We start from the raw sequence: 22,234 nt of genomic DNA, 5'->3' as shown, positions 1-22,234 counted from the left end.
CGTGCACGCGCGTGTGATCGTCCTTGCCGGCCCGTCGGGCGCCGGCAAGTCCCGCCTCGCCGAGCGGGTCGGACTGCCCGTCCTGCGTCTCGACGACTTCTACAAGAACGGCGACGACCCCACGCTGCCGCGGATCACCGAGGGCGCCAACGCGGGACTGGTCGACTGGGACGATCCGCGGTCGTGGTGGCTCGAGGACGCCCTGGCCGCGCTGGACACGCTGTGCCGCCAGGGCAGCGCCGAGGTGCCGGTCTACGACATCTCCCGGGACGGCCGGTGCGGCGTGCAGACCCTCGACCTGCACGGGTCCGGGCTGTTCGTCGCGGAGGGGATCTTCGCCCAGGAGGTCGTCCCGCACGTCCTCGAGACCGGCCAGCTGGCCGCGGCGTACTGCGTGCGGCAGCACCCGGCCGTCACGTTCTGGCGCCGGCTGACCCGCGACCTGCGCGAGCACCGCAAGCCACCGCGGGTGCTGGTGCGGCGCGGCCTCGCGCTGATGCGCGCCCAACGCCGGGTCGTCGCCCACGCGGTCGCGCGGGGCTGCCGGCCGGTGACCCCGGACGAGGCCCACGCCTCGATCGCCACGCTGATCGGGACGGGGGCGCTGCGGTGAGCGAGGACTGGCCGGAGCGGGTCTTCCGGGAGCGCCTGGTCCAGCCGGACCGCGTGTCCTGCGGAGCGACCGTGCTCGTCGTCGCGCGGATGATCCTCGACCACGAGTACGGCGAGTACATCGGCGCCGCCCCGTCGGTCCCCGACCGGTTCCGCGAGGAGGTGCTCGCGATGCACCGCCGGGTGACGTCGACCGTCGACCGGGGGCACCTCCAGATGCCGTGGCCGCGCTCGCTCGGTACGCCGCCGTGGGCGGTCGCCCACCAGCTCGGCGACCGGCGGGTCCGCTGGATCCGCAGCTCCCCGGCGGCGGGGTACGACGCCGTCATCGAGGCGACCACGCAGCGCCGGCCGGTCCCGGTCTACGTCGGGAGCCGCTGGCTGCCCCGCCACGTCGTGCTGGCGCTCGGCGAGCACGGCGGGGCGCTGCGCTTCTTCGAGCCCGCCCGCGGCCGCCTGGTCGACGTCTCCCGCCCCGAGTTCGCGAGCGCCCGGCTCGGGCTCGCCGGGTGGGACCACGCCTGGTGGGCGATCCTCCCGCGCTGACCCGCCCCGGGCTGGCTCAGCCTCGGTGATGCACGAGGCTCAGGCGTGCTCGTCGCGCAGGGCGGCGTACTCCGGCTTGATGATGCCGTTGATGATCGCGAGCCGCTCATCGAAGGGCAGGAACGCCGACTTCATGGCGTTGATCGTGAACCACTCCAGGTCGCGCAGGCCGTAGCCGAACGCGTCCACCAGCGAGGACATCTCGTGGCTGACCGACGTCCCGCTCATCAGCCGGTTGTCGGTGTTGACGGTGACGCGGAAGGCCAGGTCCTTGAGCAGCCCGATCGGGTGCTCGGCGATCGAGGGGGCGGCTCCGGTCTGCACGTTCGAGGACGGGCACATCTCGAGCGGGATCCGCTTGTCACGCACGTAGCCCGCGAGCCCGCCCAGGGTCGCGACGCCGTCCTCGCCGATGGTGATGTCGTCGATGATCCGCACGCCGTGGCCGAGCCGGTCGGCGCCGCACCACTGGATGGCCTGCCAGATCGACGGCAGCCCGAAGCCCTCGCCCGCGTGGATGGTGAAGTGGGCGTTCTCGCGCTGGAGGTACTCGAACGCGTCCAGGTGCCGGGTGGGAGGGAACCCGGCCTCGGCGCCGGCGATGTCGAACCCGGCGACGCCGCGCTCGCGCCAGGCGACCGCGAGATGGGCGATCTCCATCGAGCGCGCCTTGTGGCGCATCGCGGTCAGCAGCTGGCGGACGACGATCCGGCCACCGGCGGCCGCCATGCCCTGGTCGAATCCCTCCTTCACGGCGCCGACGACCTCGTCGAGCGTCAGGCCCTGGGCGACGTGCTGCTCGGGCGCGTAGCGGATCTCGGCGTACACCACGCCGTCGGCGACCAGGTCCTCGACGCACTCGCGGGCCACCCGGGTCAGCGCCGCGGTCGTCTGCATGACCGCGACCGTGTGGTCGAACGTCTCGAGGTAGCGCTCCAACGAGCCCGAGTCCGCCGACTCGAGGAACCAGCGGCCGAGGGACTCGGCGGTGAGCCCGCCCTCGACCTCGGGCAGCTGGTGGCCCACCTCGGCCGCCAGCTCGATGATCGACTGCGGCCGCAACCCGCCGTCGAGGTGATCGTGCAGCAGCGCCTTGGGCGCCCGCCGCACCTGGTCCAAGGTCGGGGTCGGGTTCGGGGTGGCGGTCATGCCCCGATCCTTTCACCTCGCGGGCCCGCTCCGCGCGGAGAGCGGCGGACCGGTAGGTTCCCCGCATGCGCGTCTTCACGACCCTGGACGAGGTCGCCGCCGCGAGCGGCGAGGAGCTCGGCACCTCCGAGTGGCTCACGATCGAGCAGGACCGCGTGGACCGGTTCGCCGAGGCGACCGGCGACCACCAGTGGATCCATGTCGACGTCGAGCGCGCGGCGAGCGGCCCGTTCGGCGGCACGATCGCCCACGGCTACCTCACCCTGTCGCTGGTGCCGTTCCTGGGCAGCCAGGTGTTCGCGCTCGAGACGCCCGGCGCCAAGCTCAACTACGGCGTCAACAAGGTCCGGTTCCCCCACCCGGTCCGGGTCGGCAAGCGGGTCCGTGCCCACGTCACGCTCGCCGAGGCCGCGGAGATCCCCGCCGGCCAGCAGCTCACCCTGCGCTACACCGTGGAGATCGAGGGCGAGCCCAAGCCCGCCTGCGTCGCCGAGACCGTCGTCCTGCTGCTCCCCTGACCCAGCAGGGAGTGTGATCAGCTGATCCGGTCGATGACCAGCGGAGCCGGGGTGTACGCCGCGGCGTCGGCCGCGATGTCGTAGCCGCCCTCGAGCGACTCCAGGGCCCGCCCGAACCGGTCCTCGTCGTCGGTGAGCAGCGTGAACAGCGGCTGGCCCTCGGTGACCGCGTCGCCGGGGCGCGCGTGCCAGACCACACCGGCCCCGGCCTGCACCGGGTCCTCCTTGCGGGCCCGGCCGGCGCCGAGCCGCCAGGCGGCCAGGCCCACGGCCATCGCGTCCAGGCGGGTGAGTACGCCGGAGGAGGGCGCGGCGACCACGTGGCTCTCGCGGGCCACGGGCAGGTCGGCGTCGGGGTCACCGCCCTGGGCCCGGATCATCGCCTTCCAGGCGTCCATGGCCGACCCGTCGGCGAGCTTCTCCGCGGGGTCGAGGTCCCCCCGGCCCGCGCCGGCCAGCATCTCCCGGGCCAGGGCGAGCGTGAGCTCGACCACGTCGGCCGGGCCACCTCCGGCGAGCACCTCGACCGACTCGGCGACCTCGATGGCGTTGCCGGCGGTCAGTCCGAGCGGGGTCGACATGTCGGTGAGCAGCGCGACCGTGTGCACGCGGGCGTCCGTGCCGAGCGCGACCATCGTCGTGGCCAGCTCGCGAGCGGCGTCGACGTTCTTCATGAACGCGCCGGTGCCGACCTTGACGTCGAGCACCAGCGACCCGGTGCCCTCGGCGATCTTCTTGGACATGATCGAGGAGGCGATCAGCGGGATCGCCTCGACCGTGCCGGTGACGTCGCGCAGCGCGTAGAGCTTCTTGTCGGCCGGCGCCAGCCCGTCCCCGGCGGCGCAGATCACCGCACCGACCGACTCCAGCTGCGCGAGCATCTCCTCGTTGCTCAGCAGCGCGCGCCAGCCCGGGATCGACTCGAGCTTGTCGAGGGTGCCGCCGGTGTGCCCGAGGCCTCGACCCGACAGCTGAGGCACGGCGACACCGCAGGCGGCGACCAGGGGCGCCAGTGGCAGGGTGATCTTGTCCCCCACGCCGCCGGTGGAGTGCTTGTCGGCGGTCGGCCGGGACAGGGCGGAGAAGTCCATCCGCTCGCCGGAGTCGATCATCGCCTGGGTCCACCGGGAGATCTCGCGGCGCTCCATGCCGTTGAGCAAGATGGCCATCGCCAGTGCCGACATCTGTTCGTCGGCGACGGCTCCCCGGGTGTAGGCGTCGACCACCCAGTCGATCTGGCTGTCGCTCAACGCGTGCTTGTCCCGCTTGGCCGCGATCACCTCGACGGCGTCGTGCTGTGGTGACATTCGACGTGAGGGGCGCGGCACCGGATGCGGCCTGACTCCCCTATCCCCTTTCAGATCTGCCTCGAACCATAGACGTCCGGTCGGCAGCGTCGGCGGGCAGATCCCCCACGACGGGGCGGGTCGGCTCCGGCCGGCTCAGGACTCCAGGTCGGCCGGGCCGAAGGCCTGGGGCAGCACCTCGTCGATGCTGCGCAGGCCCTCGGGGGTCAGCAGCTGCAGGTCGCGCCGGCCGTTCTCGGACAGCAGCTGGCGGCACCGGCCGCACGGCATGATCACCTCGCGGTCGCCGTTGACGCACACGAAGTGCGTCAGCTTGCCGCCTCCGGTGAGGTGCAGCTGGGAGACCAGTCCGCACTCGGCGCACAGCGTGACGCCGTACGCCGCGTTCTCGACGTTGCAGCCCGCGAGCACCCGGCCGTCCTCGGCCAGCGCCGCGGCCCCGACCCGGTAGCGGGAGTACGGCGCGTAGGCCTTCTCCATCGCCTCCCCGGCAGCCTCCCGGAGGTGGTCCCAGTCCACGGATTCGGCGCCCGTACTCAAGACGAAGGACCTCCGGCACGGGGTGATGGGACCAACATCCCAACATGGTAACCGTTGGGTAGTTTCACCCGACACGACGCGTCGTCTTCGGTAGCGTGACGCCGTTGCCTCGCACCCGTCGAGGCCATGACTGGAGGCAGTAGTGAACAACTTGAGGAAGGCTGTCAGCGGCAGCGTCGCCGCGCTCCTCGCGGCTTCGATCCTGACGGCGTGTGGCTCCGAGCCGGAGGAGAAGGCGGGCAACGAGCCGACCACCGGCACGGACACCAGCGAGTCGGCCGAGGCGCCGGACTTCCTGCCCTGCATCGTCTCTGACGCGGGCGGCTTCGACGACAAGTCGTTCAACCAGCTCAGCTTCGAAGGCGCCAAGCAGGCCGCCGATGAGCTCGGTGTGGAGCTGAAGTCCGTCGAGTCCAACAGCGAGAACGACTACGCGCCGAACCTGGAGAGCCTGGTCGCCGAGGGCTGCGACGCCATCGTGACCGTCGGCTTCGCGCTCTCCGCCGCGACCGTCGAGTCCGCGAAGGCGAACCCGGACATCATCTACATCCTCATCGACGACGCGGCCGACAACGACTTCAACGGCGAGAAGGACGTCGAGAACGTCAAGCCGCTGCTCTACGACACCGCCCAGGCCGCGTTCCTCGCCGGCTACGCCGCCGCCGACTACACCAAGACCGGTGTGATCGGCACCTACGGCGGTCAGCCGTACCCGACCGTGACGATCTTCATGGACGGTTTCAAGCAGGGCGCCGAGTACTACTCCAAGGAGAAGGGCAAGGACGTCAAGGTCGTCGGCTACGAGGGTGGCGACAAGGGCGTGTTCACCGGCGGCTTCGAGGCCAACGAGAAGGCCACGAACACCGCGACCCAGCTGCTCGACCAGGACGTCGACGTGATCCTGCCGGTCGGTGGCCCGATCTACCAGGGCGCGCTCACCGCGATCCAGTCCACGGGCAAGGACGTCGCGATGATCGGTGTGGACGCCGACTTCTTCGAGACCGACCCGAACACCCAGGACGTGGTGTTGACCTCGATCCTGAAGAACATGAAGATCTCGACCTACGAGGCGCTCATGTCGGCCAGCCAGGGCGGCGACTTCGACTTCTCGCCGTACATCGGCACGCTCGAGAACGACGGTGTCGGCATCGCGCCGTTCCACAACTTCGAGAGCAAGGTGTCCGACAGCCTCGCCGGTGAGCTCGACGACGTGAAGGCGGGCATCATCGACGGTTCCATCAAGGTGGACTCCTACCTGAAGTAGTCCCGGCTCGTAGCCAGCTCAAGCACAGGGGAGGCCGGGCTCGTCCCGGCCTCCCTCGTGCTTGTGGCCCCGTCGAAACCTAGGATCGCCAACCATGCAGCTCGTCCTTCGTGGCATCACCAAACGCTTCGGGACCCTGGTCGCCAACGACCGGATCTCCCTCACCGTCGAGTCGGGGGAGATCCACTGCCTCCTCGGTGAGAACGGCGCCGGCAAGTCGACACTGATGAACGTCCTCTACGGCCTCTACCAGGCCGACGAGGGCGAGATCGAGCTCGACGGCGTCGTCCAGCACTTCACCGGGCCCGGCGACGCGATGGCCGCCGGCATCGGGATGGTGCACCAGCACTTCATGCTCATCCCGGTCTTCACCGTCGCCGAGAACGTCATGCTCGGCAACGAGACCACCGGCTTCGCCGGCTCCCTCGACACCCAGGCCGCCAAGGACCGGGTCCGGGAGATCTCCGAGCGCTTCGGCTTCGACGTCAACCCCGACGCGATCGTCGAGGACATCCCGGTCGGCGTGCAGCAGCGCGTCGAGATCATCAAGGCCCTCTCCCGCGACGCCGAGGTCCTCATCTTCGACGAGCCGACCGCGGTGCTGACCCCGCAGGAGACCGACGAGCTGATGGAGATCATGCGTCAGCTCAAGGCCGCGGGGAAGGCGATCGTCTTCATCACCCACAAGCTGCGCGAGGTGCGCGAGGTCGCCGACAAGATCACCGTGATCCGGTTGGGCAAGGTGGTCGGCGAGGCCGACCCCAACGCCACCAACGCGGAGCTGGCGGCCATGATGGTCGGCCGCCCGGTGGAGCTGACGGTCCAGAAGGGCGAGGCCAAGCTCGGTGACGACGCGCTCGTCGTCGAGGGCCTCACCGTCCACGACGACCTCGGTCGGATCCATGTCGACGACGTCAGCTTCTCGATCCGCCGCGGCGAGATCCTCGCGGTCGCCGGTGTCCAGGGCAACGGCCAGACCGAGCTCACCGAGGCCCTGCTGGGCCTGCAGAACCACGTGCGGGGGTCCATCCGGCTCGACGGCACGGAGCTGGTCGGCCGCTCGGTGCGCCAGATCCTCGAGGCGGGCGTCGGGTTCATCCCCGAGGACCGCACGACCGACGGCCTGGTCGGCGGCTTCACGATCGCCGAGAACATGATGCTCAACCGCAGCCACAGCGAGCCGTTCGTCCGCCACGGATCCCTGCGCCTCGACGAGCTCCACGAGTTCGCCGACGAGAAGCTCAGGGAGTACGACGTGCGTGCCCCGGGCATCAGCACGTTGGCCAGCCAGCTGTCCGGCGGCAACCAGCAGAAGCTCGTGGTCGCCCGCGAGCTCTCGCGCGACCTGCGCCTGCTGGTCGCCGCGCAACCGACCCGCGGCGTCGACGTCGGGTCGATCGAGTTCATCCACAAGCAGATCGTGGCCGGCCGGGATGCCGGCGTCCCCGTGCTCGTCGTCTCCTCGGAGCTCGACGAGGTCGTCGCCCTCGCGGACCGGATCATGGTCCTCTACCGAGGTCGCGTCGTGGGCGTCGTCCCCAGCGACACCCCCCGTGAGGTGCTCGGCCTGATGATGACCGGCGAGCGTCCGGAAGGGGCAGTCGCATGAGCACGCCAGACAACGGGTCCGGCACCGAGCCCGGGACCGAGCCCGGGACCGAGCCCGGCACCGAGTCCGGGACCACGCGGACCGCGGACGCCGGGCCAGCCGGGTCCGCCGAGCCCGGACACCGCGACGCCCACCGCTGGAACGACGTCCTCCGCGAGATCGCCTCCGGACGCACCACCACCGCCGTGCTCTCGGTCTTCCTCGCGGTCGTGTTCGGCTCGCTGCTGATCGCGGCCACGGACGAGTCCGTCCGGGACGCGTCGAAGTACTTCTTCGCCGCCCCCGGCGACTTCTTCTCCGCCTCGTGGGACGCGATCTGGGGCGCCTACACGGCGCTGTTCCGCGGCTCGGTCTGGAACACCAACGGCACGGACTTCGAGACGAACATCCGGCCCCTGACCGAGACCTGCAAGTTCGCCGCTCCGCTGATCGCGGCCGGCCTGGGCGTCGGCCTGGCGTTCCGGGCGGCGATGTTCAACATCGGTGGCCGCGGCCAGATGCTGATGGCCGGAGGTGCGGCCGGCTGGGTGGGCTACCAGTTCGACCTGCCGGCGATCGTGCACCTGCCCCTGGCGATCGTGGTCGGCATGGCGGCCGGTGCCGTGTGGGGCGGCCTGGCGGGGTTCCTCAAGGCCCGCACCGGCGCCCACGAGGTGATCTTGACGATCATGCTCAACTACGTCGCGTTCTACCTGCTGTTCTACGCGCTCTCGGAGCAGAGCCTGCTGCAGGCCCCGGGCTCGTTGAACCCCAAGTCGCTGCCGATGAAGGACTCGGCGGTCATGCCGAAGCTCCTCGGTGACCGGTACAACCTCCACCTCGGGTTCCTCCTCGCGCTCATCGCGGTGGCGGTCGTGTGGTGGATCCTGAACCGCTCGGCGCTCGGCTTCCGGATCCGGGCGGTCGGGCTGAACCCCGACGCGGCTCGCGCCGCCGGCATCAACGTCGGACGCACCTACACCACCGTGATGCTGATCGCGGGAGCGCTGGTCGGCCTGGCCGGCGCGAACCAGGTGCTCGGCACGGTCACCAGCGGCATCGGTGTCGACCTCGACGCCGGCATCGGCTTCGACGCGATCACCGTGGCGCTGCTGGGCCGGTCCCGTCCGCTGGGCATCCTCGGTGCCGGACTGCTCTTCGGCGCCTTCAAGGCCGGTGGCTTCGCCATGCAGGCCTCCCAGAACATCCCGGTCGACATCGTGCTGGTCGTGCAGTCGTTGATCGTGTTGTTCATCGCGGCTCCGCCGCTGATCCAGGCGATCTTCCGGCTGCCCGCCAAGGAGGCGAAGTGAGCACCGACGTCAGCATGCCCATCCAGGAGACCCCGATCGCGGGTGTCACGACGGTCGTCGAGCGCAAGACGACGGTCATCTTCGCCCTCGCGACCGTCGGTCTGGCCCTGATCCTGCTGCTCGCAGGCGTCTCCGACGACACCACGTTCCGTCTGGCCACGCCCGATGACTGGGCCGAGCTGCCGACCGTGACGGTGCCGGCGGCCCCGACGGCGTGGCTGCTCGTGGTGCTCTGCGCGCTGTGCACCGCCGCCTCCGCGAGCCTGCTGCTCAAGGAGCGTCGTACGCCGTTGTGGCTGGTGGTGGTCTTCGCGGTCGGCTGGATGATCGGCTTCCTCACCTGGGCCGCCGCCGGCGCGACGATCCCCGTCATCGGGCTGCTCGCGGGGTCGCTCGCACTCGCCGTGCCCCTGGTGTTCGGCGCCCTCGGCGGCGTGCTCGGCGAGCGCTCGGGCGTCGTCAACATCGCGATTGACGGGCAGCTGCTCGCGGGCGCGTTCGCGGCGGCGGTCGTCGGCTCGATGACCGGCACCACGTGGTTCGGTCTGCTGGCCGCGATGGGGGCCGGCATGCTGGTCGCACTGCTGCTGGGCCTGTTCGCGATCAGCTACTTCGTCGACCAGGTCATCGTCGGCGTGGTGCTCAACGTGCTGATCATCGGCCTGACGAGCTTCATGTTCAGCCAGGTCCTGGCTCCCAACGCCGAGTCGCTCAACAACCCGCCGCGCTTCGACAAGATCGACATCCCGGTGCTCGGTGGCATCCCGCTGATCGGCCCGATCCTGTTCCGCCAGACCGTCGTCGTCTACATCCTGTACGTCGTCGTGGCGCTGGTGACCTGGGCGCTGTACCGCACCCGGTGGGGCCTGCGGGTCCGCGCCGTCGGCGAGCACCCGACCGCGGCCGACACGGTCGGCATCAAGGTCAACCGCACCCGCTACCGCACGATCATCCTCGCGGGAGCGATCGCCGGCATGGGTGGTGCGTTCTACACCCTGGTCTCGGTGCCCCAGTTCAACCGTGAGATGACCGGCGGCGCGGGCTACATCGCGCTCGCGGCCGTGATCTTCGGGAAGTGGGACCCGATCCGCGCCACGCTGGCCGCGCTGCTGTTCGGGTTCGCCTCGAACCTGCAGGGCGTGCTGTCGGTCATCGGCTCTCCGGTACCGAGCCAGTTCATGCTGATGCTGCCCTACGTCGTGACGATCTTCGCCGTGGCCGGGCTCGTCGGGAAGTCGCGGGCGCCGGCAGCGGACGGCGTGCCTTACATCAAGGGCTGACCCTCGGGGGCGAGCGCGGCGATCGCCGCGCTCGCCAGCACCTTGGCGCCCATGGCGACGGCGCGGTCGTCCACCCGCAGGTTGCCCTGGTGCAGGTCGTAGGTCGGGCCGTCGGGCGTGCGGGTGCCGAGTCGGCCCATCGCGCCGGGCACGCGGTCGAGGTACCAGCCGAAGTCCTCGCCGCCGAGGCTCTGCTGGGTGGGCACGTGCCCGGCGGGCCCGAGCATCCGCTCGACGGCCTGGCCGAGGATCACGATCGACTCCACGTCGTTGACCACCGGGGGCACGCCGCGCTGGTAGTCGACCTGCGCGGTGACGCCGTACGGCGCGACGATCTGCTCGACCAGGACCGGCACCAGCTTCTCCGCCTCGGACCAGGCGATCGCGTCGAGCATGCGCACGGTCCCCCCGACCTTGCCGGTCGCGGGGATGACGTTGTGCGCCGAGCCGGCGCGCACGATCCCCCAGACGACGCTCACGCCGGCGCGCGGGTCCAGGCGCCGCGAGAGGATCGACGGCAGCTCGGTGACGACCTTGCCGAGCGCGTAGGTCAGGTCCTCGGTCAGGTGCGGCCGCGAGGTGTGGCCACCGGATCCGGTGAGCGTCACCTCGACGTGGTCGGCGGCCCCGGTGATCGGCCCCTCGCGCAGCCCCACGCGGCCGACGTCGAGCGTCGGGTCGCAGTGCAGGCCGAAGAGCTGCTCGACGCCGTCGAGGGCCCCGAGCTCGATCAGCGACAGCGCTCCCCCCGGCATCACCTCCTCGGCCGGCTGGAACAGCAGCCGCACCCGGCCGGGGAGCAGCCCGCGCTCGTGCACCGACGCGATCGCGACCGCGGCGCCCACCAGCGCGGACGTGTGGACGTCGTGGCCGCAGGCGTGGGCGACCCCCTCGACCGTGCTCGCCCAGGGGTCGTCGGTGAGGTCCGGCACCGGGAGGGCGTCGAGGTCCGCTCGCAGGGCGACCACCGGACCGTGGTCGCCGATCTCGGCGACCAGGCCGCTGCGCGGCAGCTCGCTGACCCGCCAGCCGGTCCGACGCAGCCGCGCGCTCACCAGCGCCGTGGTCCGCAGCTCCCGCCAGGACAGCTCCGGGTGGGCGTGCAGGTCGCGGCGCAGCCGGATGAGCTCCTCGGCGGCACCGTCGACGACGGACTCGACCAGCGTGTCGGTGGGTGACTGTGGGAACGGCGGCTCGGGCATCAGGTCGAGGTTAGTTCACCACGGGTTCACCGCGCTCGCCGGACGTCAGCGCCCGTCGTCGAACGCCGCGAGGATCCGGTCGGCCGCCACGGTCGCGGGCAGGTCGCCCGCGAGCACCGCGTCGCGGACCTCCGCCCGGATCGCCTTGACCCCCGGCGAGTGCCGCAGCCGCTGCTCGAGCTCGTCGCGGACCAACGCCCAGGTGAAGTCGAGCTGCTGGTGGGCGCGCTTGCGCGCCAGACCGGCCTCGCCGAGGTGGTCGCGGTGCGAGAGCACCCGGTCCCACACGTCCGCGACGCCGACGTCGTCGAGCGCGGAGCAGGTGACGACGGGCGGCGCCCACTCGTCGTGCCCGCGCACCAGCCGGAGCGCGCCGGCGAGGTCACGGGCCGCCACCCGGGCCTCCTGCTGCCGGTCGCCGTCGGCCTTGTTGACCGCGATCACGTCGGCGATCTCCAAGATCCCCTTCTTGATCCCCTGGAGCTGGTCGCCGGTGCGGGCCAGGGTGAGGAACAAGAACGTGTCGACCATGCCCGCGACCGTCACCTCGGACTGGCCGACGCCGACGGTCTCGACCAGGATCACGTCGTACCCGGCGCCCTCGAGCACCGCCATCGCCTGCACGGTCGCGCGGGCCACGCCGCCGAGGGTGCCCGCGGACGGGGACGGCCGGATGAACGCGCGCGGATCCTGCGACAGGCGCGCCATCCGGGTCTTGTCGCCCAGCACCGACCCTCCGGTGCGCACCGAGCTCGGGTCGACGGCGAGCACGCCGACCCGGTGGCCGCTGTCGGTCAGCCGGGTGCCCAGCGCCTCGATGAACGTCGACTTCCCGACGCCGGGGACGCCGGAGATCCCGACGCGCACGGCGGCGCCGGCGCCGGCGGCGAGCTCGGTGAGCAGCTCGCGCGCCTGCGCCCGGTGCTGTGGCCGCGTCGACTCGACCAGGGTGATCGCCTGGGACACCGCGGCGCGCCTGCCGCCGCGGATGCCCTCGACGAGGCCCGGGACGTCCGGCATCAGTGGCCGAGCTGCTCGCGCAGCCGGGCCAGCAGGTCGAGCGCGGACTCCGCGATGACCGTGCCGGGCAGGAACACCGCGGCGGCACCCATCTCGAGGAGCGTGGGTACGTCGTCGGGCGGGATCACGCCACCGATCACGATCATGATGTCGGGTCGGCCCTGGTCGGCCAGCGCCTGCTTGAGCGCGGGCAGCAGCGTGAGGTGGCCCGCCGCGAGCGAGGAGACCCCGACGATGTGCACGTCGGCGTCCACCGCCTGCTGCGCGACCTCCTCCGGCGTGGAGAACAGCGGCCCCACGTCGACGTCGAAGCCCATGTCCGCGAACGCGCTGACCACGACCTTCTGGCCGCGGTCGTGGCCGTCCTGGCCCATCTTCGCGATCAGGATGCGCGGCCGGCGGCCCTCGGCCTCCTCGAACTCCTCGGTGGCGTCGATGACCTGCTGCACCAGCGCGCTGCCGGCCTCGGCGGACTCGTCCCTGAACACGCCGCTGATCGTACGGATCACCGCCTGGTGGCGGCCGTAGACCTTCTCCAGCGCGGCGGAGATCTCCCCCACCGTGGCCTTGGCCCGCGCGGCGTCGACGGCGAGCGCGAGCAGGTTGCCGTCGAGGGTGCTCGACTTGCCGCGCTCCGCGGCGTTCGTGAGCGCCTCGAGGGTGCGCTCGACCTCGTGGTCGTCGCGCTCGGCGCGCAGCCGCTCGAGCTTGGCGATCTGCTGGCGGTAGACGTCGTCGTTGTCGACCTTGAGCACGTCGAGCTTGTCCTCGGCGGCCAGCCGGTAGGTGTTGACGCCGATGACCTTCTGGGCTCCGGAGTCGATGCGCGCCTGGGTGCGGGCCGCGGCCTCCTCGATGCGCATCTTCGGGATGCCCTGCTCGATCGCGGCGGCCATGCCGCCGGCCTGCTCGGCCTCGAGGATGTGCGCCCACGCCCGCTCGGCGAGGTCGTGGGTCAGCCGCTCGACGTAGTAGGAGCCCGCCCAGGGGTCGATGGTGCCCGTGGTGCCGCTCTCCTGCTGCAACAGCAGCTGGGTGTTGCGCGCGATGCGGGCCGAGAAGTCCGTGGGCAGCGCGATCGCCTCGTCGAGCGCGTTGGTGTGCAGCGACTGGGTGTGCCCCTGGGTCGCGGCCATCGCCTCGATGCAGGTGCGGCCCACGTTGTTGAACACGTCCTGGGCGGTCAGCGACCAGCCCGAGGTCTGGCTGTGGGTGCGCAGGCTGAGCGACTTGGGGTTCTTCGGGTCGAACTGGCGCACGAGCCGGGCCCACAGGGCGCGGGCCGCGCGCATCTTGGCGACCTCCATGAAGAAGTTCATGCCGATCGCCCAGAAGAACGACAGCCGCGGGGCGAACCGGTCGATGTCCAGCCCGGCCTCGAGGCCGGCGCGGATGTACTCGACGCCGTCGGCGAGGGTGTAGGCGAGCTCGAGGTCGTTGGTCGCCCCGGCCTCCTGCATGTGGTAGCCGGAGATCGAGATCGAGTTGAAGCGCGGCATCCGCTCGGCGGTGTACTGGAAGATGTCGCTGATGATCCGCATGCTCGGGGCCGGCGGGTAGATGTAGGTGTTGCGGACCATGAACTCCTTGAGGATGTCGTTCTGGATGGTCCCCGCGAGCTGTTCCGGCTTCACCCCCTGCTCCTCGGCCGCCGCGATGTACATCGCCATGATCGGCAGCACCGCGCCGTTCATCGTCATCGAGACCGACATCGCGTCCAGCGGGATCCCGTCGAACAGCGTGCGGGCGTCGTAGATCGAGTCGATCGCCACCCCGGCCATGCCGACGTCGCCGCGCACCCGCGGGTGGTCGGAGTCGTAGCCGCGGTGGGTGGCGAGGTCGAACGCGACGCTGAGGCCCTTCTGCCCGGCCGCGAGGTTGCGGCGGTAGAACGCGTTGGACTCCTCCGCGGTCGAGAACCCGGCGTACTGCCGGATCGTCCACGGCTGGGTCGTGTACATCGTCGGGTAGGGGCCACGCAGGAACGGGCTCAGGCCCGGCAGCGTGTCCAGCGCGTCGAGGCCGTCGACGTCGGCCGGGGTGTAGAGGCCCTTGATCTCGATGCCCTCGGGCGCCAGCCAGGTGCGGCCGCTCCCCTCGTCGGCGGCGCCCGCGGCGCCACCGGTCAGCGGCAGCCCGCGGAAGGTCTTCGGGACGGTCACGACAGCTTCTCCCCTTCGATAACGCTCGTACCTCGCGAACTCAGGACAAGCCTCGTCCGGGTCAGGAAGTCCAAGGCGTCGACCCCGAGCGCGCAGGCGTCGTCGACGCTCGCGGCGTCGGCCAGCGCGGTGGGCTTGCCGGCGATGATCACGTGCTGGGCACCGGCCTCGCGCAGTGCGGTGGCGGCCTCGGCGCCCCACTCGGCGTACGTCGGGTCGGCCCCGGCCAGGCAGACGACGCGCTGGCCGGAGTAGGCCGCGACCACCTCGCCGGGATCGGCGGTGGGACCGGCGACCTCGACCGCGATGCCACCCGCGGCGAACAGGTTCGTCGCGAAGGTCGCCCGCGCGGTGTGGGTGGCGATCGTGCCCAGCGTGGCGAGGAACACCGGCGCGGGCGCCGGGTCGTCGCGCAGCGCCTCGAACGCGGCGCCGTAGGCACGCACGCCCGCCCAGCCGTCGTACGCCGCCCGCTCGGGCAGCACCTCGGCGGCGTTCGGGAACTCGCTGAGCCCGGTGATCGGGCGCTTGCGCCGCGCGATCTCGGCCTCCCGCTTCGCGACCGTCTCGGCGATCGCCTCGTCCAGCACCCGGTCGCTGTCGGGCCCGTCGTCGAGCCGGCCGAACAGGTCCCAGGCGGCGAGCGCGAGGTCGTCGGTCAGCTTCTCGACGGCGTAGGCGCCCCCGGCGGGGTCCGCGACGTGCGCGACGTGCGCCTCGTCGATGAGCAGGTGGGAGGTGTTGCGCGCGATCCGGCGGCCGAACTGCTCGGGACGACCCAGCGGGCTGTCGAAGGGCAGCACCGTGACGGCGTCGGCGCCGCCGACGCCGGCGGCGAAGGCGGCCACCGTGGTCCGCAGCATGTTCACGTAGGGGTCGTAGCGCGTCATCATCGGGCGGCTGGTGACCACGTGCTGGCGCTGCGGGACGTCGGCGGAGCCGCTGAGCTCGAGCACCCGGGCCCACAGCCGGCGGGCCGCGCGGAGCTTGGCGATCGTGAGGAACTGCTCGTCGGTGGCGGCATAGCGGAACTCGACGAGGCGGGCCGCGTCCGCGACGGTGATGCCGGCGTCGGTGAGCGCGCGCAGGTACGCCGCGCCCGCGGCCAGCGACCACCCGAGCTCCTGGACGTCCGAGGCGCCGCGGTCGTGGACCGACGTCGCGTCCACGACGAAGCCGAGGACGCCGCGATCGAGTGCGGTGCCCGCCAGCTCGGCGGTGGCCTCGGCGGCCGGGACGCCCAGGTTGGTGCCCGGGTGCAGCTGGCGACCCTCGGCGTACGCGAGGAAGGCCGTGGGCTCGACGCCGTCGAGCACGACCGGTGCGAGGTCCAGCTGCACGCCCTCCAGGAGCGTGCCGAGCTCGGCGCCGCCGCGCAGCCACAGCGACGTGACGCCGCCTTCGAGGTCGGCGAGGAGCTCCTCGTTGGCGAGCTTCGGGTCGGCGCCGTCGACCTGCGCGCGGACGTCCCAGTCGCCCTGTCGCGCCGGCCGGCCGGCGGTCTGCACCTCGTCGAGCAGGGCGCGGGTGCCGAGCGGAGTGACGCCGATGCCGTCGAGCGTGGTGCGCGTCAGCTTCGCCCAGACGAGGTCGTCGGCGTCGTCGTCGCCGAGTCGGCGCGCCTTGCGCAGGACCGCCGCGGCGCCCTTCTCCCAGTCGGCGAGCGTCCAGTCGTCCTCCGGGGACGCGAGGTCGAGCGACCCCGGTTCTGGTTCGAGCTGCGCGGGCTCGTCGAGCCCGCCTGCGACACCGCCTTCGACACTCATGATCCGAACGATAGGCGGCGCGTACATCGGGTTGCCACGCCATGTGACGTTTTCGAGAGCAGGTCACGACCTAGGTCCCGCACCCGCGGGCCGAAGGTCGGTCCCGCCCGTCGCCCCGGCTCAGCGACCTCCCAACCAGCCCTCGATCGCCTCCCGCACGACGTCCTCGCGCGACCGCGTGCCCCGGTGCGCGTCGACCCGCGCGACGAGATCGGCGGGCACCGCCACCGACGCGGCGCCCGGGTGCGGACCGAAGCGGCTCAACGCCGAGACCACGACCGTGCCCAGCACGTCGAGGATCGCGACCACGCCCAGGCCGCGGAGCACGACCGACGGTGGGTCGTCCTGGGCGGCGATGATCACCGACAGGGCGACCGCCAGGACCGCGGCCATCGCCAGCGTCGCGCCCAGCAGCGCGCGGACGCCCGGGCGCGCGCGGCCACCGAGCGCGAGCAACAGGCTGGCCTGGGCCAGTGTCGCCGCCACGACGGTCCCGACACCGAACGTGCGCCCGACCAGGTCGGAGGCGTCCGGCCCGAGGTCGGACCAGATCTGCACGAGCGCGGTCACGACCGGGACCACGATCACCACGCCCCCGGCGACGCCGACCGCCTGGGCCGGCGTACCGGCCGTGGCGAGATAGCAGAGCACCGCGACGCTGGCGATGCCCACCAGCAGCGTCGTGAGCAGCACACGACCCTCGGTGCGCCCGAACGCGCCGCCGCTGAGCAGCGCGACGACACCGAGCAGCGCGGCGACCGAGAACGAGCCGATCGTCAGGCGCACGATCTGCGTGCGCACACCGGAAGTTGCCCTCATGCTCCATCATCACTCCGCGCACGCGTGGCGGCATCGGGCGCAGGGCCCGCACCGTGGGGACCTTCTGCTCAACCCTCGAGGATCTGCCACCAGCTCGGCTGGGACGCCGCGGAGCGGTCGAGCGCGGCCTGCCGGTCGGCGATCACGCCGAGCGCCCGGGCCATCCGCTGGGGCAGCGGGCTGCGGTCGCCGAGTGCCGCGAGCTTGGCCGCCTCCTCGCGCAGCAGCGCGTGGAACCGCGCCAGCTCCGGCCCGGAGGCGGTGATGCTCAGGTGGCTGCGCCCGGCCTCGTCGACCGTCATGACCACCTCCGGCTCCGTCACGAGACCAGCCAAGCACCGGCCGCCGACATCCCCCCGCCAGTGCGAACCGGCAGTGTGCGCCGGCAGCGTGGCACGTCCCGGTGGTTCACGCGACATCCACTCAGACGCAGCGTGTGCGACACCCCGCCGGGTCACCGTGAGGCCATGCGGATCGCCCTGGTGACCGAGACGTTCTTCCCCGCGGTGGACGGCACGACCACCACCGTCAAGGCCGTCGCCGACCGGTTGGTGCGCGCCGGCCACGAGGTGCTCGTGGTCGCCCCGGGCCCCGGCCTCGCGTCGTACGGCGGGAGCGAGGTGGCCCGGATCCGGCCGCTGGAGCGACCGGGTGCGCAGGTCCGCGCGGCCCTGGAGCGGTTCGGACCCGACCTGGTGCACGTGACCTCTCCCGCCGCCGTCGGGCGCAAGGCGCTCAAGCACGCGCGCCGGCTCGGCATCCCGGCGCTCGTCGTCGAGCAGTCCGCGCTGCTCGACGTCACCGCCGACTACTGGCGCACCCGGGTGGCCGAGCGCAGCGAGCGGGTGCTGGTGACGTCGCGCTGGATGCTCGGCCGGGTCGCCGAGTTCGGCGTCGAGGCGCACCTGTGGGTGCCCGGCACCGACACGGCCGCGTTCACCCCGGCGCTGCGCGACCGGTGGCTGCACGACCGGTGGGCGCGGACCCGCTCGCGCTCGGGTCCGCTGGTCGTCGTCGGCTACGTCGGCAGCCTCCGCAAGCGCCACGACGTACGCCGGCTCGCCGCGCTCGCCCGGGTGCCCGGCATCCGGCCCGTGATCGTCGGCGACGGCCCGCAGCGCGCCTGGCTCGAGGCGCGGCTGCCCGGCGCGAAGTTCACCGGCGAGCTCGGCACCGGCGACCTGACGTCGGTGCTGCCGAGCCTGGACGTCCTGGTGCATCCCGGCGAGCACGAGACCTGCTGTCACGCGCTGCGCGAGGCGGCCGCCTCCGGCGTACCGGTCGTGGCGCCGCGCGCCGGCGGGGCCCCGGACGTGGTGCGCAGCCTCGAGACCGGACTGCTCTACGACCCCACCGACGAGAACGGGCTGACCGCCGCCGTCGCCGCGGTCGCCGGCGACCGGCACCGGGCGCTGCTCGGCGTGCGGGCGCGGGAGCTGGCGACGCGCAGCTGGGACATCGCCGTCGACGAGCTGGTGACCCGGCACTACGTCCCGGTGGCAGAACCGCTGACCGACCCGTTGTCGAGGTCAAAGGTCCTGACTTCGAGGTAACTCGGGCCTATGTCACACACCTCGTGAAGGCTACCGGTGAGTATGACCGGTAGCGTGTCGCAACGTGGCAACGACGACCTTGGTCAAGGGGGCTCGAGCATCGCGCTCGACGATCGCCCTGAAGATTCTCATGGCCGTGAGCGGCCTCCTGTTCATCGCCTTCGTGCTCGTGCACATGTACGGCAACCTCAAGGCCTTCGGCGGCCATGACACGTACAACGAGTACGCCGAGCACCTGCGCACCTTCGGCGAGCCGATCCTGCCGCGCGAGGGCCTGCTGTGGATCCTCCGCCTCGGGCTGATCGTGGCGCTCGTGGCGCACGTGTACAGCGCGCTGGCGCTCTGGCACCGGGCCGGGACCGCACGCCGGAGCAAGTACGTCGCCAAGAAGAACCGCGGCTCGAGCTTCTCCTCGCGCACCATGCGCTGGGGCGGCATCACGCTCCTGCTGTTCGTCGTGTGGCACCTGCTCCACTTCACGATCGTGAAGATCAACCCGGCCGGCGGCGCGACCAACGACCCGTACAACCTGGTGGTCGACTCCTTCCAGGAGTGGTGGATGACGATCCTCTACCTGGTCGCGATGGCCGCGCTCGGCCTGCACCTGCACCACGGCACGTGGAGCTCGCTGCAGACGCTCGGCTGGACCAGCACCGCGGCGGCGCGGACCCGCGCCAAGATCGCCGGCTGGGTGGTCGCGATCGTCATCGCAGGCGGCTTCTCTCTGGTGCCCCTGTTCGTCCTCTTCGGCGTCATCGACTAAGGAGTCGTGTTCATGGCATCCACCCTCGACCCCTCCCACAGCACCCCGACGAACCAGCCGTCGGTGCAGGTGTCCGACGACGCCCGTGGCTACTACACGGCCGGTGAGCCGCTGGTCGACCCGCGGACCCCGACCGGCCCGATCAAGGACCGCTGGACCAACCGCAAGTTCGACAACCGTCTGGTCAACCCGGCCAACCGGCGCAAGCTGTCGATCATCATCGTCGGCACCGGCCTGGCCGGCGGCGCCGCCGCGGCCACGCTCGGCGAGGCCGGCTACAACGTGAAGTCGTTCTGCTACCAGGACTCCCCGCGGCGCGCGCACTCCATCGCGGCCCAGGGCGGCATCAACGCGGCGAAGAACTACAAGGAGGACGGCGACTCGGTCCACCGCCTCTTCTACGACACGGTCAAGGGCGGCGACTACCGCTCCCGGGAGTCGAACGTCTACCGCCTGGCCGAGGTCAGCGCCAACATCATCGACCAGTGCGTCGCGCAGGGCGTCCCGTTCGCGCGCGAGTACGGCGGCCTCCTCGACAACCGCTCGTTCGGCGGCGTGCAGGTCTCCCGCACGTTCTACGCCCGCGGCCAGACCGGCCAGCAGCTGCTGATCGGCGCCTACCAGGCGATGGAGCGCCAGGTCGCGGCGGGCACGGTGACGGAGTACACCCGCCACGAGATGCTCGAGCTGATCGTCGCCGACGGCCGAGCCCGCGGCATCATCGCCCGCAACATGGTGACGGGCGAGATCGAGACCCACCTCGCCGACGTGGTCGTGCTCGCCAGCGGTGGCTACGGCAACGTCTTCTACCTCTCGACGAACGCGATGGGCTCCAACGTCACCGCCACGTGGCGCGCGCACCGCAAGGGCGCCTACTTCGCCAACCCGTGCTACACGCAGATCCACCCGACCTGCATCCCGGTCTCGGGCTCGCACCAGTCGAAGCTGACGCTGATGTCGGAGTCGCTGCGCAACGACGGCCGGATCTGGGTGCCGAAGAACAAGGCCGACTGCGACAAGGACCCGCGCCAGATCCCCGAGGAGGACCGCGACTACTACCTGGAGCGGATCTATCCCTCGTTCGGCAACCTGGTCCCCCGCGACATCGCCTCGCGCGGCGCCAAGAACGTCTGCGACGAGGGTCGCGGCGTGGGGCCCGAGGTCGACGGCGTCCGCCGTGGCGTCTACCTCGACTTCGCGGACTCGATCGCCCGCCTGGGCGAGGACGCGGTGCGGGAGAAGTACGGCAACCTCTTCGACATGTACGAGCGGATCACGGGTGAGAACCCCTACCAGGTCCCGATGCGGATCTACCCGGCCGTGCACTACACGATGGGCGGGCTCTGGGTCGACTACGACCTGCAGGCCACGATCCCGGGCCTGTTCGTCACCGGTGAGGCCAACTTCTCCGACCACGGGGCCAACCGCCTCGGCGCCTCGGCGCTGATGCAGGGTCTGGCCGACGGGTACTTCGTGCTGCCGAACACGATCCGCGAGTATCTCGCCGACGGGCCGTTCGAGGCGATCGGCGAGGACCACCCGGCGGTCGCCGAGGCGAAGAAGTCGGTCGAGGACCGGGTCGCCACGTTCCTGAGCACCAACGGCACCCGCAGCGTCGACTCCTACCACCGCGAGCTCGGCAACATCATGTGGGAGTACTGCGGGATGGAGCGCACCGAGGACGGGCTGAAGAAGGCGATCGACCTGATCCGCAGCCTGCGCGAGGACTTCTGGCGCAACGTCAAGGTGCTCGGCACCGCCGACAGCCTGAACCAGTCCCTGGAGAAGGCCGGTCGCGTGGCCGACTTCTTCGAGCTCGGTGAGCTCATGTGCATCGACGCGCTCAACCGTCGCGAGTCCTGCGGCGGCCACTTCCGCGCCGAGTCCCAGACCGAGGACGGCGAGGCACTTCGCCACGACGACGAGTTCGCCTACGTCGCTGCCTGGGAGTTCGCCGGTGACGGCGCGCAGCCCGTCCTGCACAAGGAAGACCTCCTCTACACGGCCATCGAGATGAAGCAGCGGAGTTACAAGTAATGAAGGTGACCCTGAAGATCTGGCGGCAGCCGGACGCCGCGTCCCCGGGCGCGATGCAGACCTACGAGCTCGACCAGGTCTCCGAGGACATGTCGTTCCTCGAGATGCTCGATGTCCTCAACGAGCAGCTGAACGACCGCGGCGAGGACCCGGTCGCCTTCGACTCCGACTGTCGCGAGGGCATCTGCGGCATGTGCGGCGTGATGATCAACGGGCAGGCCCACGGCCCGGAGGTCACGACGACCTGCCAGCTGCACATGCGCTCCTTCAAGGACGGTGACGAGATCGTCGTCGAGCCGTGGCGCGCGGACGCGTTCCCGGTGCTCAAGGACCTGGTCGTCGACCGCGGTGCGCTCGACCGGATCATCCAGGCGGGTGGCTTCATCTCCGCCAACACCGGGTCCGCCCCCGAGGCGAACTCGGCCCCCGTGGCGCGGGACAAGGCGCTGCGCGCCTTCAACGTCGCGGCCTGCATCGGCTGCGGCGCCTGCGTCGCGGCCTGCCCGAACGGGTCGGCGTCGCTGTTCCTCGGCGCGAAGATCACCCACCTCGGCGAGCTCCCGCAGGGCCAGCCGGAGCGCTACTCGCGCGTGGTCGACATGGTCGCCCAGCACGACCACGAGGGCTTCGGCGGTTGCACCAACATCGGCGAGTGCACCGCGGCCTGCCCCAAGGAGATCCCGCTGGACGTGATCTCCCAGCTCAACAAGGACCTGCGCACCGCCCTGGTCCACGGTCGCTGACCTGATCCACGCCGAGTCGGCGCCAGTTTCCCCGAGAATGTGGCCGAGTCGG

20 protein-coding genes are annotated in these 22,234 nt (G+C 71.4%); 11 read left to right on the top strand and 9 right to left on the bottom strand.

What is annotated here, in order from left to right:
* The first annotated feature begins 1 nt into the window (after position 1).
* Both VGD85_RS21900 and VGD85_RS21895 read left to right on the top strand, forming a co-directional pair.
* Entirely contained in the window at positions 2-613 is a 612-nt protein-coding gene (locus tag VGD85_RS21900) for an ATP-binding protein (protein ID WP_331065552.1), read from the top strand.
* On the top strand, positions 610-1,158 hold the full coding sequence (locus VGD85_RS21895; protein ID WP_331065551.1) for a hypothetical protein: 549 nt from the start codon (positions 610-612) through the stop codon (positions 1,156-1,158). Before VGD85_RS21900 ends, VGD85_RS21895 begins: the two co-directional genes overlap by 4 nt.
* 39 nt (positions 1,159-1,197) lie before the next feature.
* On the opposite strand, the gene VGD85_RS21890 is transcribed toward VGD85_RS21895, so the two are convergent.
* Positions 1,198-2,307 carry an adenosine deaminase gene (locus VGD85_RS21890; protein WP_331065550.1) on the bottom strand — a complete coding sequence of 370 codons (1,110 nt, stop codon included), beginning with the start codon at positions 2,305-2,307 and terminating at the stop codon, positions 1,198-1,200.
* 65 nt (positions 2,308-2,372) lie between these two features.
* On the opposite strand from VGD85_RS21890, the gene VGD85_RS21885 reads away from it, so the two are divergent.
* A complete protein-coding gene (locus tag VGD85_RS21885) occupies positions 2,373-2,825 on the top strand; it encodes a MaoC family dehydratase (RefSeq protein ID WP_331065549.1) in 453 nt (150 codons plus the stop codon).
* A 17-nt stretch (positions 2,826-2,842) separates the two neighbouring features.
* Here the strand turns inward: VGD85_RS21885 and VGD85_RS21880 are convergent, their stop codons facing one another.
* Both VGD85_RS21880 and VGD85_RS21875 read right to left on the bottom strand, forming a co-directional pair.
* On the bottom strand, positions 2,843-4,132 hold the full coding sequence (locus VGD85_RS21880) for a thymidine phosphorylase (protein ID WP_331065548.1): 1,290 nt from the start codon (positions 4,130-4,132) through the stop codon (positions 2,843-2,845).
* Between the two features lie 135 nt (positions 4,133-4,267).
* Positions 4,268-4,651 (bottom strand): cytidine deaminase, encoded by a 384-nt coding sequence (locus tag VGD85_RS21875; protein WP_414690852.1) that lies wholly within the window; start codon positions 4,649-4,651, stop codon positions 4,268-4,270.
* Positions 4,652-4,814: 163 nt separating this feature from the next.
* On the opposite strand from VGD85_RS21875, the gene VGD85_RS21870 reads away from it, so the two are divergent.
* From VGD85_RS21870 to VGD85_RS21855, 4 genes are all read left to right on the top strand, one after another.
* Entirely contained in the window at positions 4,815-5,936 is a 1,122-nt protein-coding gene (locus VGD85_RS21870; RefSeq protein WP_331065546.1) for a BMP family ABC transporter substrate-binding protein, read from the top strand.
* A 94-nt stretch (positions 5,937-6,030) separates the two neighbouring features.
* A complete protein-coding gene (locus VGD85_RS21865; protein WP_331065545.1) occupies positions 6,031-7,545 on the top strand; it encodes an ABC transporter ATP-binding protein in 1,515 nt (504 codons plus the stop codon).
* Positions 7,542-8,837, top strand: coding sequence for an ABC transporter permease (locus VGD85_RS21860; RefSeq protein WP_331065544.1), 1,296 nt, complete (start codon positions 7,542-7,544; stop codon positions 8,835-8,837). The genes VGD85_RS21865 and VGD85_RS21860 overlap by 4 nt, the downstream gene beginning before the upstream one ends.
* Entirely contained in the window at positions 8,834-10,117 is a 1,284-nt protein-coding gene (locus VGD85_RS21855) for an ABC transporter permease (protein WP_331065543.1), read from the top strand. Before VGD85_RS21860 ends, VGD85_RS21855 begins: the two co-directional genes overlap by 4 nt.
* Here the strand turns inward: VGD85_RS21855 and VGD85_RS21850 are convergent.
* The 6 genes from VGD85_RS21850 to VGD85_RS21825 form a co-directional block, all read right to left on the bottom strand.
* Positions 10,102-11,319, bottom strand: coding sequence for an amidohydrolase (locus tag VGD85_RS21850; protein WP_331065542.1), 1,218 nt, complete (start codon positions 11,317-11,319; stop codon positions 10,102-10,104). The genes VGD85_RS21855 and VGD85_RS21850 overlap by 16 nt on opposite strands.
* 45 nt (positions 11,320-11,364) lie before the next feature.
* Positions 11,365-12,339, bottom strand: a complete 975-nt coding sequence (gene meaB, locus VGD85_RS21845; protein WP_331065541.1) for a methylmalonyl Co-A mutase-associated GTPase MeaB — start codon at positions 12,337-12,339, stop codon at positions 11,365-11,367.
* Positions 12,339-14,501, bottom strand: a complete 2,163-nt coding sequence (gene scpA / locus VGD85_RS21840) for a methylmalonyl-CoA mutase (RefSeq protein WP_331065540.1) — start codon at positions 14,499-14,501, stop codon at positions 12,339-12,341. Before scpA ends, meaB begins: the two co-directional genes overlap by 1 nt.
* Complete coding sequence (locus VGD85_RS21835) at positions 14,498-16,267, bottom strand: methylmalonyl-CoA mutase family protein (RefSeq protein WP_331065539.1); 1,770 nt, start codon at positions 16,265-16,267, stop codon at positions 14,498-14,500. Before VGD85_RS21835 ends, scpA begins: the two co-directional genes overlap by 4 nt.
* Before the next feature lie 120 nt (positions 16,268-16,387).
* Positions 16,388-17,086, bottom strand: coding sequence for a hypothetical protein (locus VGD85_RS21830; RefSeq protein WP_331065538.1), 699 nt, complete (start codon positions 17,084-17,086; stop codon positions 16,388-16,390).
* Between the two features lie 68 nt (positions 17,087-17,154).
* A complete protein-coding gene (locus tag VGD85_RS21825; RefSeq protein ID WP_331065537.1) occupies positions 17,155-17,409 on the bottom strand; it encodes a hypothetical protein in 255 nt (84 codons plus the stop codon).
* A 144-nt stretch (positions 17,410-17,553) separates the two neighbouring features.
* On the opposite strand from VGD85_RS21825, the gene VGD85_RS21820 reads away from it, so the two are divergent.
* The 4 genes from VGD85_RS21820 (at position 17,554) to VGD85_RS21805 (ending at position 22,182) form a co-directional block, all read left to right on the top strand.
* On the top strand, positions 17,554-18,639 hold the full coding sequence (locus tag VGD85_RS21820) for a glycosyltransferase (protein ID WP_331065536.1): 1,086 nt from the start codon (positions 17,554-17,556) through the stop codon (positions 18,637-18,639).
* Between the two features lie 64 nt (positions 18,640-18,703).
* Positions 18,704-19,402 (top strand): succinate dehydrogenase cytochrome b subunit, encoded by a 699-nt coding sequence (locus VGD85_RS21815; RefSeq protein WP_331065535.1) that lies wholly within the window; start codon positions 18,704-18,706, stop codon positions 19,400-19,402.
* A gap of 12 nt (positions 19,403-19,414) precedes the next feature.
* Complete coding sequence (locus tag VGD85_RS21810; RefSeq protein WP_331065534.1) at positions 19,415-21,439, top strand: fumarate reductase/succinate dehydrogenase flavoprotein subunit; 2,025 nt, start codon at positions 19,415-19,417, stop codon at positions 21,437-21,439.
* The gene (locus tag VGD85_RS21805) at positions 21,439-22,182 is read left to right on the top strand and encodes a succinate dehydrogenase/fumarate reductase iron-sulfur subunit (protein ID WP_331065533.1); all 744 of its coding nucleotides are present in this window, start codon (positions 21,439-21,441) and stop codon (positions 22,180-22,182) included. Before VGD85_RS21810 ends, VGD85_RS21805 begins: the two co-directional genes overlap by 1 nt.
* The last annotated feature ends 52 nt before the right edge of the window (positions 22,183-22,234 follow it).

Source organism: Nocardioides sp. (assembly GCF_036401255.1).
In the GTDB taxonomy this organism is placed as follows: Bacteria; Actinomycetota; Actinomycetes; order Propionibacteriales; family Nocardioidaceae; genus Nocardioides.
Note: the sequence above shows the minus strand (reverse complement) of the source record. Positions and strands in the feature narration are given on the sequence as shown.

Excerpts from the sequence above, each read along its gene's own strand:
- VGD85_RS21805 (WP_331065533.1), top strand. The coding sequence starts at position 21,439 with ATGAAGGTGACCCTGAAGATCTGGCGGCAGCCGGACGCCGCGTCCCCG.
- meaB (WP_331065541.1), bottom strand. The coding sequence starts at position 12,339 with ATGCCGGACGTCCCGGGCCTCGTCGAGGGCATCCGCGGCGGCAGGCGC.
- VGD85_RS21810 (WP_331065534.1), top strand. The coding sequence starts at position 19,415 with ATGGCATCCACCCTCGACCCCTCCCACAGCACCCCGACGAACCAGCCG.
- VGD85_RS21865 (WP_331065545.1), top strand. The coding sequence starts at position 6,031 with ATGCAGCTCGTCCTTCGTGGCATCACCAAACGCTTCGGGACCCTGGTC.
- VGD85_RS21860 (WP_331065544.1), top strand. The coding sequence starts at position 7,542 with ATGAGCACGCCAGACAACGGGTCCGGCACCGAGCCCGGGACCGAGCCC.
- VGD85_RS21880 (WP_331065548.1), bottom strand. The coding sequence starts at position 4,132 with ATGTCACCACAGCACGACGCCGTCGAGGTGATCGCGGCCAAGCGGGAC.
- VGD85_RS21885 (WP_331065549.1), top strand. The coding sequence starts at position 2,373 with ATGCGCGTCTTCACGACCCTGGACGAGGTCGCCGCCGCGAGCGGCGAG.
- VGD85_RS21820 (WP_331065536.1), top strand. The coding sequence starts at position 17,554 with ATGCGGATCGCCCTGGTGACCGAGACGTTCTTCCCCGCGGTGGACGGC.
- VGD85_RS21890 (WP_331065550.1), bottom strand. The coding sequence starts at position 2,307 with ATGACCGCCACCCCGAACCCGACCCCGACCTTGGACCAGGTGCGGCGG.
- VGD85_RS21830 (WP_331065538.1), bottom strand. The coding sequence starts at position 17,086 with ATGAGGGCAACTTCCGGTGTGCGCACGCAGATCGTGCGCCTGACGATC.
- VGD85_RS21850 (WP_331065542.1), bottom strand. The coding sequence starts at position 11,319 with ATGCCCGAGCCGCCGTTCCCACAGTCACCCACCGACACGCTGGTCGAG.
- VGD85_RS21835 (WP_331065539.1), bottom strand. The coding sequence starts at position 16,267 with ATGAGTGTCGAAGGCGGTGTCGCAGGCGGGCTCGACGAGCCCGCGCAG.